Here is a 17,056-nt window from a genome sequence, read left to right as displayed (position 1 = left end):
TGGTCTTGTAGGAGTTTTCACTTCGCTGGACGGTTTGCTGTTCTACATTTTCTGGGAAGTTACTTTGATCCCGATCTGGTTTATTGCAGGAATCTGGGGTCAGGAAAATAAAAGATTTGAATTCACTACGAAATTCTTCGTTTATACTTTCGTTGGATCATTATTCATGTTAGCAGGATTGATTTATGTATACAATCACTCTGCATCTTTTGCGCTGACAGATCTTTATAATGCCCAGTTAAACGAAACACAACAAACCGTTGTATTCTGGTTCATTTTCTTTGCTTTTGCAGTAAAATTGCCGGTTTTCCCTTTCCACACATGGCAGCCGGATACGTATACCTATTCGCCAACACAAGGTTCCATGCTTTTATCAGGGATCATGCTGAAAATGGCGATCTATGGAGTTATGCGTTATTTATTACCAATCACACCCCTTCCGATTGCAGGAATTTCAGGACAGATTGTGATTATCTTAGCTATTGTGGGAATTGTTCACGGAGCTTTAATTGCGATTATCCAGACTGATATGAAGAGAATTATTGCATATTCTTCTTTCTCTCACGTTGGATTGATGGTGGCAGGTATTTTTGCTTCGGCGGTAATAACCTTAAGAGGAAACTTCAATATCGAAGGTGCTGAAGGAGCTTTGGTACAGACTTTTGCTCACGGTATTAACGTTGTAGGTTTGTTCTACTGTTGTGATATTTTATACAAGAGATTTAAATCAAGAGACATCAGACAGATGGGAGGTTTAGCGAAAGTTGCTCCTAAATTTGCGGTGTTGTTTCTGATCATTATATTAGGCTCAATGGGAGTTCCGTTGACCAATGGATTCATCGGGGAATTTATTCTGCTGAAATCGGTGTATGATTTTAACGGATTGGCAGCAGTAATTGCAGGTCTTACCGTAATTCTTTGTGCGGTATATTTATTGAGATTCTACGGAAAAGCAATGTTCGGACCGGGTGATGAAGCTGTTTTAAGCACAGTAAAAGATCTTTCCGCAACAGAATTCTCTGTATTGGCAAGTTTAGCGGTTTTTGTGATTGTATTTGGTATTTTCCCACAACCGATAATCGAAATGGTGAATAGTTCGTTGAAGTTTATCTACCAATCAATGGTAAGCTAATTTGATATTTTAAGAAATGAGTGTTTTAATTATTGTTTTCCTAACGGCAGTTGTTGCGTTATTTTCAGGAGTTTTTGAACAAGGGAAATTCGCAAGGTACATTGGGATTTTGGGATTAATCATCGCATTATGGGTAAGTTTCATGCCGGAATGTGCTTTCTTCGGACAGTACAAACATATGTATGACTACACCGCCAATACTGCGCTATTCACAAAAATATCAATCGTAACGACATTATTGTTATTCTTTCTGGGCGGTTTTGCATTCAGCAACCACAGAAGCCACCAGTCTGAACTGTATGCTTTAATGCTTTTCGCGCTTTGTGGCGGGATTATCCTTTTCGGATATCAGAATATGGTAACGCTGTTCTTAGGAGTTGAAATCCTTTCCATTCCTTTATATGTAATGGCGGGAGCTAACAAAACAGATCTGAGATCCAACGAAGCTTCCATCAAGTATTTTCTTATGGGTGCATTCGCAACAGGTTTCCTGTTATTCGGGATCGCATTCATCTATGGAAGTGTAGGAAGTTTCGATTTATATAAAATTCAGGATTTCGGAGTTTCAAACCCTAAAGATGTCATGTTCATCTTAGGTGTTCTTTTGATTCTTTGCGCATTGGCATTTAAAGTTGCATTAGCGCCTTTCCACATGTGGAGTCCGGATGTTTATTACGGAGCGCCTTCATTAATCACCGCTTTCATGGCGAGTGTGGTAAAAATCTCAGGATTTTTCGCATTGTTCAGATTAATGACGATAGGATTTGGCGGAGTTACAGAAAACTGGATCAATGCTTTCGGAGTATTTTTAATCATTACATTGCTTTTGGCAAACGTTATGGGACTGGCTCAGACGAATGCAAAAAGAATGTTGGCATACTCTTCAGTTTCTCACGCAGGGTACATCGGATTGGTATTCTTCGGAATGACAAGTCTTTCTACTTACAATTTAGCGTTCTATCTATTTGCTTACGCTTTGGCGACAGTAGGAGTTTTCATGTGTCTGATTTATGTTGAAAAACTGAAAAGAGAAACTTCTTTCGGAGCTTTCAAAGGATTGGCAAAAACAGAACCGTTATTGGCAGCTACAGCGGCGATTTCTATGCTTTCAATGGCAGGAATTCCGTTAACCGCAGGTTTCATGGGGAAATTCTCTTTATTTTCTCAGGCAATGAATTCTCAGCACGGAGTTTTCCTTGTTTTGATCGCTGTTTTAGGTTCAGCCGTTTCTATTGCTTATTATTTAAGACTGATTATTTCCATGTTCTTCTTTAAAGAAAGTACATTTAAATCTTCAGAGAAAGTAACGATCACGTACAATATTGTGGGAGTATTTGTTATTGCTTCAATAGTTGTTCTGGGAGTTTTCCCTGATCTGTTTGCAAGACTGTTCGGATTATAAAAAATCATATTAAAATAGAGAACCACAACCTTTAAGTTGTGGTTTTTTTTTACCTTTACTCTAAATTTCAGTTTTTGTGTCACAGCTATATAAAAAAGACACTCCATTTCAGGTTTTTATTTCGTTCAAAAAATATTTGGATGTGTTGGAACACATTCGATACAATGACCGTTTGGAATACCGAGCCAATTATGCTGAATCTTTAATTGAGAAAACCAAAAACTTCAATGAATTCCGCAACGGATTTCAGGATGTATCTCTATTGGAAAAAAATGAAGACCTCATCAAACTTCTTCTTGCAGACCTCTTCCCTACCGGACTCACCAATAACGAAATAAAAGCGGCAAGCGTTCCGATTTCCAATGTCACCTTTAATTATACGGATCGTTTTAAAGCGATTTTGAAAGATGCCGGAAAAGATTTCGAAATCGGGCTGCGTGATATTGATGATGATGAATTCTATGTTTTCTGCTGCTGTCTTATTTTACAGAGTTACTTCAAAAAAGATATAAAAAGTACCATTCCTTTTTATTATGATATTCCCAATGCACAGGGAATCATGAAGCATTATAAAATAACGGTAAACGCCGATTTTACAGAAATATTTCCTGCGGAAGGCACAAAAATACCTTCCGATGAAATACTGGATATTCTGCTGGAAAATTTAGACGACTTTAAACTGTGGAAAAAACATTTTCCGCCGGAATCCTGGATCTTAAAAGGATTTACCATTATTTCTCTGGTTGACTGCACCAGTGAAATTGCGCTCTCCGATCTGAAATCTACTATGATTGAAGTAGATACTGAAAATTTCTCGCAGGACGAAAATCTTATTGAAATATTTAAGTCATATTTTGATATTCCGGAGCTCAATTTTGGTTTGATGCTTTATAACAAGAAAGAACAGAAACTGGAAAAAATGCCGGTCTATGAAAATATTTTTACCAATCATGTGCTGAATTTCTGGATTAATTCTATTGACGAAGACACTAGAAAAAGCACCATCATCAATCTGCACTATAATCCAAAGCCCATTGTAGTTTCTAACCTCAACTATCTTGAAGAAGAGGCAAAAGCGAAACCTTCTTTCAGTATTTTGAAGGAAAATAAGATCAATAGCTTTATGGTCATCCCGATTGTGAAAGACAATGAACTTTTGGCTATTATGGAATTCACTTCACCGATTCCCAACAGTTTCAACGGTCTGAAATTAAAAAAAATGGAATCGTTCAGCAACATGATTATTTTCTCGCTGAGCCGGTTCAGTTTTGAAAAAAATTATCAGATTGAAGCAATCATACAGCGTGAATATACCACGATTCACGACAGTGTGGTATGGAAATTCAGAAACGAGGCTGAAAAGTATTTTAACGCCTCTCTTGGTAAAAAAATGTATTCCTTAAAGGAGATTTCTTTTAAAAATCTGACGCCGCTTTTCGGATTTTCAGACATCCGTTCTTCTTCGGAAAAAAGATATAATCTCATGCTCGAAGACCTCAACCAGCAGATTGAATCTCTTCATGCGATTTTTAATTTAACCAAATCGGACTCGGAAAAATTTTTACCGGATTTAGATATTTTCGAAAATGAGCTCAATAATGAAATAAAAGCTGATACCGAACAGAGATTCCAGCGATTATTAAGGGAAGAAATTCATCCTTATCTTCAGGCGAAACTGGAAATAAAGTCTTCCAGTGAAGTAAAAGCTAAAATTAAAGATTATTTTGTACAGGTGTTTCATCAGACCGATCTGTTTTACGCCAACAGAAAAAGTCTGGATGATTCTATAACACTGGTTAACCGAAAACTTGCGGATGTTCTGGATGAAGCCCAAATACAGGCACAGCAGATTTTTCCGCACTATTATGAAAGGTTTAAATCTGATGGGGTTGAGCATAATTTGTATACCGGGCAGAATATTGCTCCCGAACTGCATTACCATTCTAAAATTGTACATAAACTTCGTTACTGGCAGCTAAAGACCATCTGCAATATGGAAATTGAATTCCATAATTTTAAGAAAGATCTTCCAGTTTTTCTTGATATTGCTTCGCTGATTTTTGTGTATAACGAAAAAATAGATATCCGCTTCAGAATGGACGAAAAACGTTTTGATGTAGACGGAGCTTACAATTCTTATTACGAAATCATTAAAAAACGCCTTGATAAAGCGCACGTAAAAGATTCCACCGACAGAATTACCTGCCCCGGAAAAATAACCATCGTTTATTTTGGTATGGAAAACCAGAGAGAATATCTCGATTACATCAACAAACTACAAAAGAAAGGAGTTCTCCGGAACGACATCGAATTCCTGAAAGTAGAAGATTTGCAGGGAATTACAGGACTTCTTGCCTTAAGAGTATCCCTGGCACAATAAAAAACTCATCCGATCCGGGATGAGCTTTAATCTTTTTACATTCTATTTTAGAGGCTTAAAAAAGCATATCCGAAAGACAAAACAGAAATTACAATTCCTGCCATAAAAATCTTATAGGTAATGGATAAAAGCCTGTATTTTCTGTCTAAAACCTTTCCTAAAAAATACAAATCCTTCACCATAGAATCATAGATATAATCGCGGTCTTTGATGAGAACATTCATTGCATTCTGATAATCATCAAAAATCATCCTGTTGAAATTCCCGAAGAATAAAAGATTCACCTTTCTGTCGGCAACATCCTGTAAGCTGAACTTTGCTTTGGTTACATTCGGTTTTGTGGATAATATGGCAAAAATGATGGTAAGAACCGCAGATAAAAGCAGGATAAAACTCGGAATAATAAGATGAGAATTCTTAGGCGTATCCAGCTTCGGAACCAAAACAGAAAGACAGACCGAAATGATAATGGCATTTACAGAAAGAAGGATATTCGCTTTGCTGTCTGCAATATCACTCAGTCTTGTATGGTTGCTTAAAGTGACTCTGAATAAAGTATCTACACTTCTGTCGGATTTCGGTTCTTTTTCCTTTGACTTTTTGTTTTCAGAACTCTCTTCTTTATCCTCATCTTTTTCCAATTTCTTTTTAATTTTTTTGATGTTCTTCTCCTTCAAAGGCTGCCATTCTTTTTTTGCATACTCTGTATAGAACTGATGTTTATTTTTCAGCATATCCAGATTTCCGGCATTCCATTCGTCGTTAGAATAGCATCGTACATTGGTTAGCTCCCATTCTTTTCTCAATGCATCGGAAATGTCGTTATAATCGTGGCTTGCAAAATGGCTGCAGTCTGCATCTTTTACAATTTTTTCCAGAAGATTCTGCGGAACGTACGTTATTTTAGTTGCTAAAATAAGCTTGGAAACATCTTCGATATAGTTTTCGGGATAGTTTTCCTGCTGCAGAAAATCTTTCATAATCTTTACTCCTGCTTCTTCATGATTTTTGGCACACTCTATGTAACCTGTATCATGAAACCAGAGAGCCAGAATCACTTTTTCCTGATCTTCTTCGGAAACCGGAGTGTTTTTGAGAATTTCTTCGGCCTTATTTACTGTAAAGGTAGTATGTATAAAATTATGATAAGAATATACTGAAGATAGTTTATCTTTGAATAAGGTTTCGACATAGTCTTTGGCTTTTTTTAAAATATTCATCATCGAAATTTTATTAATGTAAATTTATGAATTTATCCTTTAAAACTCATCTAAAAAATACTTCTGTTATTATCAGAGTAGCATTGTCTGCCGGAGTTCTTTATTCCTGCGCAACATATAACGTAAAAAAGGGTAAAAACTTATCTGAAATTAAAAATTCTGATATAAAATCTGACAGCGATTTTAAAATATTCCTCATCGGAGATGCCGGAAATGCAGATGAAGCACAGGCACAGAATACTCTGAATCTGCTGAAAAGCCAGCTGGAAAAAGCAGACAGCAATTCGATGCTGATTTTTTTGGGCGATAATATCTATCCGTCGGGAATGCCGAAAAAATCTGATAAGGACTATGCTCTGGCAAAACAAAAACTGGAAGATCAGTTATCCATTGCCAAAAACTTTAAAGGAAAAACTCTGGTGATTCCGGGCAATCATGACTGGTATAATGGACTGGATGGTCTAAAAGCACAGGAAGAACTGGTAAAAGATTATTTAAACGATAAAAAAGGATTTTTACCAAAAAATGCGTGTCCTATTGATGACATCAGCCTGACAAAAGACATCAAACTGATTGTTATAGACACAGAATGGGCTTTGGTAAACTGGGACAAATATCCGGGAATCAATAAAAACTGTGATGTTAAAACGCGGGAAGACCTTTTCACGGAGTTTAAAGATTTAATTAATAAAAATCAGGACAAAAGAATTATCGTTGCGCTTCACCACCCGATTATAAGCACTGGAACTCATGCAGGATACACTTCTGTGAAATCCAATCTTTTCCCTCTGAATAGTAAAATCCCGTTACCCGGACTTGCAAGTGTTATTAATGTTGTAAGAAGTTCATCGGGTGCAAATCCGGAAGATATCAACAACCAGCATTACGCAGATTTAGCCAACAGATTAAAAAGTATTGTTCAGGAGAAGGAAAATATTATTTTTGTTTCCGGACACGATCATAATCTTCAGTACCACGAATTCAGAAACATAAGACAGATTATAAGCGGTGCCGGTTCTAAGGTAGATCCTGCAACCATTGGCGAAAAAACAGATTTTTCTTACGGAGGAAGCGGTTTTGCTGTTTTAAATATAAGAAAAGATAAAAGCTCGGATGTAGAATATTTTTCAACAAAAAACAATACGCCGGAACTGCTTTCCCACATTCAGGTGATCGATAAGCCGAAAGAATTCGTTAACAGCTATCCGGATTCTTTCCCTCCGACGGTTATTTCTACCATTTATCCTGAGAAATTAACGCAAAAAGGAAAATTTTATACATGGCTTTGGGGAGAACATTACCGAAAATATTACGGAATGCTTATTGAAGCTCCAACCGCCAATCTTTCTACGCTGGACGGAGGTTATATTCCTTTCAGAGAAGGCGGCGGAAACCAGTCTAACAGTTTAAGGCTGAAAACGCAGGACGGACAGGAATTTGTGATGAGAGGTGTTAAAAAAAGTGCAATCCGTTTTCTGAATAATATGGCTTTCAAGAAAAGTACCTTCGGAAACGAGCTGGATAATACATTTCCTGAAAAGTTCCTTTTGGATTTCTATACCGCCAATCATCCGTTTACGCCATTTGCAGTCGGAAATCTGGCAGATAAAATTCATCTTTACCACAGCAATCCGAGATTGTTTTATATTCCCAGACAAAAAGCTCTGGGACATTATAATCTGAATTATGGTAATGAATTATACATGATCGAAGAGCGTTTTTCATCTGATCCGAAAACTCTGGCATCGCTTGATGATGCAAAAGATATTCTTTCTACAGATGATGTACTGAAAAATTTAAACAAAAATTATAAATATTCTGTAGATAAAGAGACGTACATCAGGGCAAGAATTTTTGATATGCTGATCGGAGACTGGGACAGACACTCCGACCAATGGAAATGGGCAGAATATAAAGACGGAGATAAGGTAATCTATAAACCGATTGCAAGAGACAGAGATCAGGCTTTCAGTAAATATGACGGTGCTGCTTTTAAGATCATCATGAATATTCCGGCAATACGCCATATGAAAACATTTAAAGATGATATTAAAAATGTAAAATGGCTTGCTATGGAACCCTATCCTCTGGATCTGATTTTCTTAAAAAGCTCTACTAACGAAGACTGGATTGCTCAGGCAAAATACATTCAGGAACATTTATCGGATAAAGATATTGATGAAGCCTTTACCAATCTCCCGAAAGAAGTTCAGGATGAAACCATTGCAGACATTCAAAGAAAACTAAAATCAAGAAAAACAAAACTTGAAACTTATGCTTCACAATATTACGATGTGCTGCAGGAGAAAGTTCCTTTAACAGGAACCGTTAATCCGGACAAATTTGTGATTACAAAAGCGGCAAATACCGTTAATGTAAAACAATATAAACTTGATAAAAACCAAGAAAATCCGGAACTGGTTTTCGAAAAAACATATGATGATTCCAAAACAAAGGAACTCTGGATCTACGGACTTGAAGATGACGACATTTACGAAGTTTCCGGAGACGGAAAACCCAAAATGAACATCCGGCTGATCGGAGGCTACAATCATGATACGTACAATGTTGCCAATGGAAGTAAAGTAAAGATTTACGATTTTAAATCGCAGAAAAACACCTACAATACAAAAGGAGCAACTAAAAATATTTCCGACGATTACGACATTAATACCTATAACTACAAACATCCGAAGTATAATTTTTTTGCAGGATATCCAAATGCAGATTACACTCCTGATGACGGAGCAATTCTCGGTGTATTACTGAATTATACCGTAAATAATTTTATCCGTTCTCCGTTTACCCAAACACACAGCCTGAAAATTAATTATTACACGGCTACAGGCGGCTTTAATGCATATTATAAAGGGATCTTTAAAAAAGCAATCGGAAGCTGGGATTTTAATCTTGATGCAGGATTTACAACACCACGCTTCGCAGAAAATTTCTTCGGATTGTCTAATGAAAGTATATATGATAAAAAAGAAGATGACAGAAGATTCAACAGGGCAAAGATCTCTAAAATAAATTTTGCTCCTTCTGTTTCCCAAAAAAGCTGGAATAATATTTTCAACCAGTTTCAGCTGACTTTTGAAAATAATAAAGTACAGCGGAACGGAGATCGTTTTGTAGATCTTTCGCCGGATGTAAGACCCGAAGTTTTCGATAATCAGCAGTTTGCGGGAGGAAATTATACATTTAGTTATAAAAATCAGGATAACAACGCGTTTCCAACTTTGGGAATGGAATTTAAAGTAAATGCCGACTGGAAAGCAGACCTTGCCGATACGAAGCGGAACTTTTTAATCTTAAAAGGTACCCTCTCCATAAATCACAGGTTAGACAACCGCGGTAATTTCGTACTTGCCAATTCCAGCAACGGAATGTGGATTAACAATAATAATTTTGAGTTTTATCAAGCTGCGGCAATCGGTGGAAATAACGGAATGAGAGCTTTCCGAAACGACAGATTTTCAGGAAAATCCTATTTCACCAATAATTCGGAGATCCGATGGGATTTTGGCAGGGTAAAAAACAATATTGTTCCTGCCAATATGGGGCTTTTACTGGGCTATGATGTCGGAAGAGTATGGAACGATCATGAAGATTCAAAAAAATGGCATCAGTCTGTAGGAGGAGGACTATGGCTGAGCATTGTAGAAATGTTCTCCGCAAGACTGAATTATTTCTACGGAAGCGACGGAGGAAGAGTTTCAGGAGGCGTGGGAATGACTTTTTAAACATTATACAATCAAGATAAAAATCCGCAGAAAGTTTTTGCGGATTTTGTTATTAAAGTTTACAGTAAAATGCCAGAAAACTCTTTGGAGTTTTATCTGTGTAGAAATCATATTAGAAGTAGGTTCAGCGTTGCGTAGGAACGCTATCTTTAGAACATTTATCGTATTACAGATATCAATCCTACGGATTGATTGATTGATATACTTATTCTTGTTTCTACACAGATTCTGCTCCTAAAGGAGCAAAGATCTTTTACTTCATTATAATTTGAAAGATGCTTCGACAGGCTCAGCAAGACATTCCTAATACTAACTGTTGTTTTATGATTGTGTCAGACTGAGCCTGTCGAAGTCTTTACGATAAAAACAGACAATTAAAATATATTTTTCATTATTAAAATGCGTTGTTGAGATCCTTTCAGTATGACATCATTCTGCATGACGTTTTATCTGTCTAAATTCATTTATTTTAAACTAAATTGATACACATTTCCGCCTTCTTTCCCATCCTTTTCATCAGCGATAAGCAGTGTTTTATCATCAGCAAAAACAATGGCTTCTTTTTGAGAATTGTGGTTGAGTGAAACTTTTTCAATCTTGGTCTTGCTGAAATCATTTGCTGAAAAACCGGTGAGGATCTGGATATTTTTATGGTTCAGGAGAACAATTTTATCTTTCGTGCTGTTAATCGCTGCAGAAGTAATTGCCGCATCGCTGTATCCTCCGGAAAGTTTCAGTTTTCCGATCAGTTTTGCTTCAAAATCTCCTGCTTTGTTAGGAACCTGAAAAACTAAAAAAGTACCGTCAAAACCTTTACTTCTGTTCTTGGTGAAAAGGTAAAAATTTCCATTCATCTCTACAAAAGCCTCACAATCATACAGCCAGTTGGATTTTTTTGGCGGAAATTCCGTCTGTCCTTCGTAGTGAAATGTTGTGGTCTGGATTACTTTTGTGGATTTTTGAGAGGCATCTTTTAAATCAACTTTTAAGATGGATAAATTCTGCCTGTCGTTTTCATTATTACCAAAATCGCCGATGTAGATATTTCCGGCTGCATCTTTCGTAATATCTTCCCAGTCGTGGTTTTCTGTGTTTTCTACCAAAACATCACTCGTGAAATTTCCTTTTCTGTCCAGTCCGTAAATAACGTTTTTATTTCCCTGATCTTCAATTGCCCAGATTGTATTGTTATCCTGAGACAAAGTAATGCCGGAAACTTCCTTTAGTTTTTTAGGCAAAGAAAATTCTACTTTCAAATCCTCCGTTTTCGGAGCATCCTGAGCTTTGGGATTACAGCTCCACAGTAAAAATGAGGATAAAACGACAATACGCAACATAGCTATTTTTTTAATTTTTTAAACTGAAAATAAGAGAACCTTATATTTTTCTCTAATTTATTAATAATCTGCTGATGATGGAGGAAAAATCCTGCCGCCAGACCAATAAGACTTCCGATAATGGTATCCAAAACTCTTGCCTTCATTAAAATTTCCACATCATGATGAACTTCACTTGCCGTTTCCGCCAGAAGAATCGTTAAAGGCGTGATGAAAACCACTGCAAAACCGTAGTTTCTTACAATTAACAATTCAATAATAAACTGTAAAACGGTGATGATAACGATCATGATGATCTTTTCGGGATTAAAAAGCAGAATCACCCATGCCAAACCAATTCCGATGAAAGTTCCCAGAATTCTGTGCATATTTCTCTGTCGCACGTGCTCAAAATTTCTTCCCTGCATAATGGCGACTGCTGCAATGGAAATCCAGTAAGTATTTTTAAATTCCAGAAGATGACCGATGATTAAAGTAAGCGCCATAAAAAATCCGATAATGGTGCTTTCCACAAATTTAGTATATCTTCTTTTGTTGAAACTTCTTCTCGGTACGGTTACCACTTTGCTTTTTTCAATAAAAACGGAGTACAGAAAAGCGAAGGAACACGAAAGTATCGCGCCCATTGTAACGAGCCCTACTCTTGTGGGGATCATTTCCAGATCAAACTTATAGGTACTCGCCATTGCTGCAACCATGATGAAGAAAAAATTTCCCGGCGGCGGAATTTTAAAATATGAGGAAATAAAATGCGCCAGAAAAGAGATAACGGCAACCGACAGCGCGGCAAAATAAATATTAAATCCGAAAAAAGAACTTACCGTAAAAGAGAAAACAATTCCGAAAGCACAGATCGCGAGATGAATCATTCTTTGTGTAATCGGTGCCGAAGTAAAATATAAAATCGTTAAAGCGCCCAAACTCGAAAGCGCGCCGTAATTCGGTTTTCCTAAAAAATATCCGATGAAAAGGCAGCTTCCGATACAAAGCGCGGCAAGAAAAGGAAAATGCCATTTCCTTTCCGTCTGCTTAAACTCCAAGAGATACTGAAATCTGTTCTGCGTCGGGTTCTGTACCTTCATTTACTGTAAACGTTTAGCTTTTTCCCACAAAACATCCATTTCTTCCAGAGACAGATCGGCAAGATTCAGCTCCTGTTCCACAGCTAAAGCTTCCATTTTCTGAAACCTTGAAATGAATTTAAGATTGGTTCTTTCGAGTGCAGAATCGGGATTGATTTCTGAAATTCTGGCATAATTGATTAATGAGAAAAATACATCGCCCAATTCCTGCTCTTTTTTATCCAGATCTGTTTCCGCGTGAAACTCCTGAATTTCTTCATCCACTTTTTTCCACGCATCTTCCGCATCATGAAATTCGAAGCCGATTCCTTTTACCTTATCCTGAATTCGGTAGGCTTTTACCAGACTCGGCAGACTTTTCGGAACGCCGCCGAGAATAGATTTGTTACCTTCCTTCAGTTTCAGTTTTTCCCAGTTCTGTTTTACTTCCTCTTCGTCTTTCACTTCCGTGTCTCCGTAAATGTGAGGATGGCGGAAAATTAATTTTTCGTTTAAAGAATTAATAACATCCGCAATATCAAAACTGCCTTTCTCAGAGCCTATTTTAGCATAAAAAACCAAGTGAAGCAGTACATCTCCCAACTCTTTTTTTATTTCCTGCAGATCATTCTGCAAAATGGCATCCGAAAGTTCGTAGGTTTCTTCCAGCGTTAAATGGCGGAGCGATTCCAGCGTCTGTTTCTGATCCCATGGACATTTTTCGCGCAGATCGTCCATAATGTCTAATAATCTTCCGAAAGCTTCCAGTTTTTCCTGTTTGGTATTCATAATTGAGAATTCAAGTCTTACAAATTTACGGGAAATCTTTGTGAAAGTTCTTCTGTCCTGAAATAAATGAGGGTTGTCGTTGGCTTCGGCTCCGCTCAGCCAACGGTTTTACTCGTTCCGTTTTGATTTTGAGTTTTATTCTACAGACCATCATAGTTGGCTGAGCGGAGCCGAAGCCAACGGTTTTGCTCATCCCATTATGATTCTTCGTTTTATTTTACAGACCATTGCAGTTGGCTGAGCGGAGCCGAAGCCAACGGTTTTACTCGTTCCATTTTGATTCTTCGTTTTATTCTACAGACCATCATAGTTGGCTGAGCGGAGCCGAAGCCAACATTACAATTCATTACATTTTGCGGTTGGCTTCGGCTCCGCTCAGCCAACCGATTACGCTTAGCCAACCTTATCCCTTCATCTTTTTTTGGCAATTTTCCACAATCAGCGGGGCGGCTTCCAGTAATTTTATGAGCTGGAAGTAGGGAATAATGATCTTCTTTTCCGTGTCACAACTGAAATTTCCCAACGAGAAATAAGCTGTTGCCGACAGAAAATCATCAAAATCCTGCAAAGTGCAGACTTTAAAAGCGTTCTGAAATACGCGCAGCGGATTCCGTTGTTCTTTCTCTGAAAGGCTTATTGGTGTTTTGGGAAAACTGACTTCCGTTGAGTTTTTAAACTTCCCTTTTCTAGCTTTTCTCGCGATGTGATGAGAGACGAGAGTGAATGACCGTAACGATTGATACAAATAAAAAATTTCGGCGGGTTCTTTTGCGATTCGGGTGTTTTTCTGTACTGAAGATTGTACCATTTCATTGAGGGTTTCTTTCGTTGCAGCAAGATCATTGAACTGGAAAAAGGTTTCCAGTAAATTTATGGCGGTATGTTTTCTCGTTCCGGACCAGAATTTGGCTTCGAAATCTGTTTTTTTCTTTTTCATGAGTCTGTTTTTAGGTTATCGTTTTTTATGAATTTCAACAGGTTGGTTTTTAATAGGTTGGATTTTCGCAAAGACGCAAAGTTGTTTTAAAATAGTATGCTTTAAGGCGCAAGGATTTTATCTGCGATAAAATTCATCATCAACATTATAAAAGAAAATCAAAGATTTTCTCCCTGCGTCTTGAAAGAATAGGACTTTTATCAAATCTTGCGCCTTCGCGTTTTTCCAACAAGAATATTCTTATTTATAAAAAAGTTTAAACACCAATCCTTTATCGAAAATCTTTGATTTTCTTGCGCCTTAAAAGATTTGATATGAATAAAAAACTTTGCGCCTTAGCGTTTTCCAACAAGAATATTCTTATTTATAAAAAAGCTTAAATAAGCTCTTTAAAAATTTCTGAAATTCATTTATTCTGATGGCAAAAGTTTGCCAAATGGAACAACAGCGCTTCCCGATCTTTGGCAAAGAAACCTTTTGCATTTTTTAAATTCCTTTCGGGATGAAAATAATTTGGAAAATTAAAAGAAAGCCAGTACTTTTAGGGGTGATTTTTAGCGTACTTCGGCTTTCCTTTAGGCGTAAAGGAATTTCGAAGGGTAAAGGTTTTTGGGTAAAACTGTACTCCGACTTCCTGCGTTTGCGGGCAGTCTCGGTGTAGCGCTGTTGTTGGTTTTGCAGCAGAACTCCGTTTATTCGGGAGGTGCTGAAAACAGCAGGGTTGAGATCTTCTTTTTCATCATCTGTGTATTTTGAAAATTTGTATCTGAAACCTATCCAAAGACCGCATTTTTACCGACGAAAAAGTGCTGTACTTTTTGTTGTCGGCTCGGAATGCGTCTTTTCAATCGGTCTTTCGAGGCTTTTGCTAATTCGCTGATACAAATATATAAAAAATAAATTAAACTCTACTATAGTGGAGTAAAAAAATATGAATAAAATTTTTTCATTTGAAACAACTCAGTTTGATTTTGATTTTATAGAACACGTAAAATCATTAAGAAAATCTAATAAATGGTCACAAGAGGAACTTAGTATCAGAATGGGAGTTTCAAAGACTTTTGTTGGAAATGTCGAATCTTATACACAACATCAAAAGTATTCAACCCGCCATATTGCATTGCTGGCAAAAGCATTCGGCTACAAAAATATTTCCGAACTCATGAACTTCCCCACTCCGCAACACGACAGAATTAAAGTAACCGTGAAGCAGGTTTACAACGAAACCGGAACAAAGGTGATGGAAAGTGAAGTGGTGGGAATTGAGGGGATTGAATAGAAAAACTCCTGAGTTTTCAGGAGTTTTGAGTAATAATATCTTATGTAATTAAAATAATCTAAAGTCTTTCTTTAATGGTCGGATTGTCAATATTATAATAAAGTCTTTCTTTAAAGCCATCATTATATGCTTCCGTAAACAATTTTAAAATCTTCGTTTCATTGTTATCCAAATCATTTTGATCAATTTTATCTAATCTAAGTTTAATCTGTTCTTTATCTAAACCTGGCAAAAATTGATTTTCCGCAAATTGATAAGAGATACCATCAACAGAAGTAACAAATACTCTTTTAATTGACAACCAAAGAAAATACAAAAGTTCTTTATCCTCTTGTATTAGTTTAGGAAATTCAATATTAAACTCATCAGGAAAATATTTATGGGATAAAGGCATAAGCATTGTGACCTCATCGTCATTTAATGATGATTTATCATTTATATATTTTCGAAATAAATATAAAATTGAATCTTTATGGACTTGCAATATCTCATCAAAAAATACGTTATCATCTTTTTCACCTGTATATAAAGAATTCCAAAGATAATTATAGATGATCTTTCTTTCGTCTGCTCTTGATTTGACTAGCAGCATAGTATCTGCTAAAAAAAAGTCAACAAATGTATACTCACCATTTTTAGATCTTAATCTATTTAAGAATATTTTTCTCTTAACCTCATAATCACTAATTCCTGCCAATAAATTATTACAAAAGTTAATTAAGAGGGTAAAATCTGATCCTAAGCCAAAATAGCTACTCTTAGCATATTCTTCCGTTTCACATATATTTAATGATGCTGTGTAAATTGCTTCAATTTTAGAAGCCTCAATATCAATACTTTTTAATTCCACCCATCTCAGAAATTTAGCCAAGTTTTTCTTTGCAACTATTTGATGTATAATTTTCTCTTTTTCTTCAATTGTTGAATCATTGATAAACTTTTCAAAAATTTGTTCTGGAATATCAAAATCTCCTAATTGAAGATTAAAATATCTATCAAAAAAATGTTTATTTGCTGCTCGTCGGTCTTTAATTAATTTCTCTTCATCTAAAATCTGATTGAACCCCCAATCTCTAAGATCAAAAAGTTCTTTTAAAATTTTTTTAGTAAGTTTATCAAATTCTGTGGAATCTATTTTTGTTTTTCTTTCTACAGGCTGAATACCAATTGAGTTTTGAAAATCATCTTTTTTAGCGGCTACCAAATCTTCTTTATTGTTAATTATATAATTATATGCGTCATAATTGAAAATCCTCAAGGCTTCGATATTTAAAAAATCAAAAAGATTTAGATCCGCATATACAGATGATAATCTTAATCTCAAACTATTGGTAAACCTATAAACATCTCGTAATGATGTAAAATATTTTACAAAACTTTGGTTTTTTATAGATGAAATTTCATCCTCTAAAAGCTTTTTTAAATTGCTATCGGGAAACAATCCTATTAATGTATCTCCAAATATTCTTTTAATAGTCTCTTGTGAAATATTTGGAATAGTATAATCAACTTGGACAATTTTATCAATATACTTATTTCCATTCTCACCAAACTGACGAGTTAAAGCCTGTGTTACGACCTTTTGATCATATGCTAATAAAAAAATAGTATTAGCAAAATTTCCATTAAGTTTTACTAATTGAAAAATATCTGTGATTTCACTTGGTGTCAGTCTGTCAATATCGTCAATGGTAATATATAACTTAACTTTAGATTCTATAAGTAATTTATCTATATCTTGCTTTAATTCTGCTATATCTTTTTCTTTATTAATTC

The 17,056-nt window shown here is 36.1% G+C and carries 12 protein-coding genes; 6 read left to right on the top strand and 6 right to left on the bottom strand.

The window, feature by feature from the left end; genetic code table 11:
* From WFK35_RS10815 to WFK35_RS10805, 3 genes are all read left to right on the top strand, one after another.
* The coding region (locus WFK35_RS10815) for a complex I subunit 4 family protein (protein ID WP_336732650.1) at positions 1-1,132 on the top strand (1,132 nt) is incomplete at its 5' end.
* Between the two features lie 16 nt (positions 1,133-1,148).
* The gene (locus WFK35_RS10810; protein ID WP_336732649.1) at positions 1,149-2,534 is read left to right on the top strand and encodes an NADH-quinone oxidoreductase subunit N; all 1,386 of its coding nucleotides are present in this window, start codon (positions 1,149-1,151) and stop codon (positions 2,532-2,534) included.
* A 142-nt stretch (positions 2,535-2,676) separates the two neighbouring features.
* Entirely contained in the window at positions 2,677-4,914 is a 2,238-nt protein-coding gene (locus tag WFK35_RS10805; RefSeq protein WP_336732648.1) for a GAF domain-containing protein, read from the top strand.
* A 47-nt stretch (positions 4,915-4,961) separates the two neighbouring features.
* Here the strand turns inward: WFK35_RS10805 and WFK35_RS10800 are convergent, their stop codons facing one another.
* Positions 4,962-6,134, bottom strand: coding sequence for a Pycsar system effector family protein (locus WFK35_RS10800; RefSeq protein ID WP_336732651.1), 1,173 nt, complete (start codon positions 6,132-6,134; stop codon positions 4,962-4,964).
* Positions 6,135-6,160: 26 nt separating this feature from the next.
* Between WFK35_RS10800 and WFK35_RS10795 the strand changes: the two genes are divergently transcribed.
* Positions 6,161-9,877 carry a metallophosphoesterase gene (locus WFK35_RS10795; RefSeq protein WP_336732647.1) on the top strand — a complete coding sequence of 1,239 codons (3,717 nt, stop codon included), beginning with the start codon at positions 6,161-6,163 and terminating at the stop codon, positions 9,875-9,877.
* A gap of 464 nt (positions 9,878-10,341) precedes the next feature.
* Here the strand turns inward: WFK35_RS10795 and WFK35_RS10790 are convergent, their stop codons facing one another.
* Genes WFK35_RS10790 through mazG form a run of 3 tightly spaced genes read right to left on the bottom strand, consistent with a single transcriptional unit; the run spans position 10,342 to position 13,064 of the window.
* Positions 10,342-11,214 carry a hypothetical protein gene (locus WFK35_RS10790; protein ID WP_336732646.1) on the bottom strand — a complete coding sequence of 291 codons (873 nt, stop codon included), beginning with the start codon at positions 11,212-11,214 and terminating at the stop codon, positions 10,342-10,344.
* 2 nt (positions 11,215-11,216) lie between these two features.
* A complete protein-coding gene (locus WFK35_RS10785) occupies positions 11,217-12,296 on the bottom strand; it encodes an FUSC family protein (RefSeq protein WP_336732645.1) in 1,080 nt (359 codons plus the stop codon).
* Positions 12,297-13,064, bottom strand: coding sequence for a nucleoside triphosphate pyrophosphohydrolase (gene mazG, locus WFK35_RS10780; protein WP_336732644.1), 768 nt, complete (start codon positions 13,062-13,064; stop codon positions 12,297-12,299).
* A 73-nt stretch (positions 13,065-13,137) separates the two neighbouring features.
* Here mazG and WFK35_RS10775 point away from each other — a divergent pair, with 73 nt between their 5' ends.
* On the top strand, positions 13,138-13,305 hold the full coding sequence (locus tag WFK35_RS10775; RefSeq protein ID WP_336732643.1) for a hypothetical protein: 168 nt from the start codon (positions 13,138-13,140) through the stop codon (positions 13,303-13,305).
* Between the two features lie 162 nt (positions 13,306-13,467).
* Here WFK35_RS10775 and WFK35_RS10770 read toward each other — a convergent pair whose 3' ends face one another.
* Positions 13,468-14,001, bottom strand: a complete 534-nt coding sequence (locus WFK35_RS10770; RefSeq protein ID WP_336732642.1) for a hypothetical protein — start codon at positions 13,999-14,001, stop codon at positions 13,468-13,470.
* Between the two features lie 931 nt (positions 14,002-14,932).
* Between WFK35_RS10770 and WFK35_RS10765 the strand changes: the two genes are divergently transcribed.
* On the top strand, positions 14,933-15,280 hold the full coding sequence (locus tag WFK35_RS10765) for a helix-turn-helix domain-containing protein (protein ID WP_336732641.1): 348 nt from the start codon (positions 14,933-14,935) through the stop codon (positions 15,278-15,280).
* 58 nt (positions 15,281-15,338) lie between these two features.
* On the opposite strand, the gene WFK35_RS10760 is transcribed toward WFK35_RS10765, so the two are convergent.
* The coding region (locus WFK35_RS10760; protein WP_336732640.1) for a P-loop NTPase fold protein at positions 15,339-17,056 on the bottom strand (1,718 nt) is incomplete at its 5' end.

It is taken from the genome of Chryseobacterium sp. VD8, from assembly GCF_037149975.1.
Classification (GTDB): Bacteria; Bacteroidota; Bacteroidia; order Flavobacteriales; family Weeksellaceae; genus Chryseobacterium; species Chryseobacterium indicum.
Note: the sequence above shows the minus strand (reverse complement) of the source record. Positions and strands in the feature narration are given on the sequence as shown.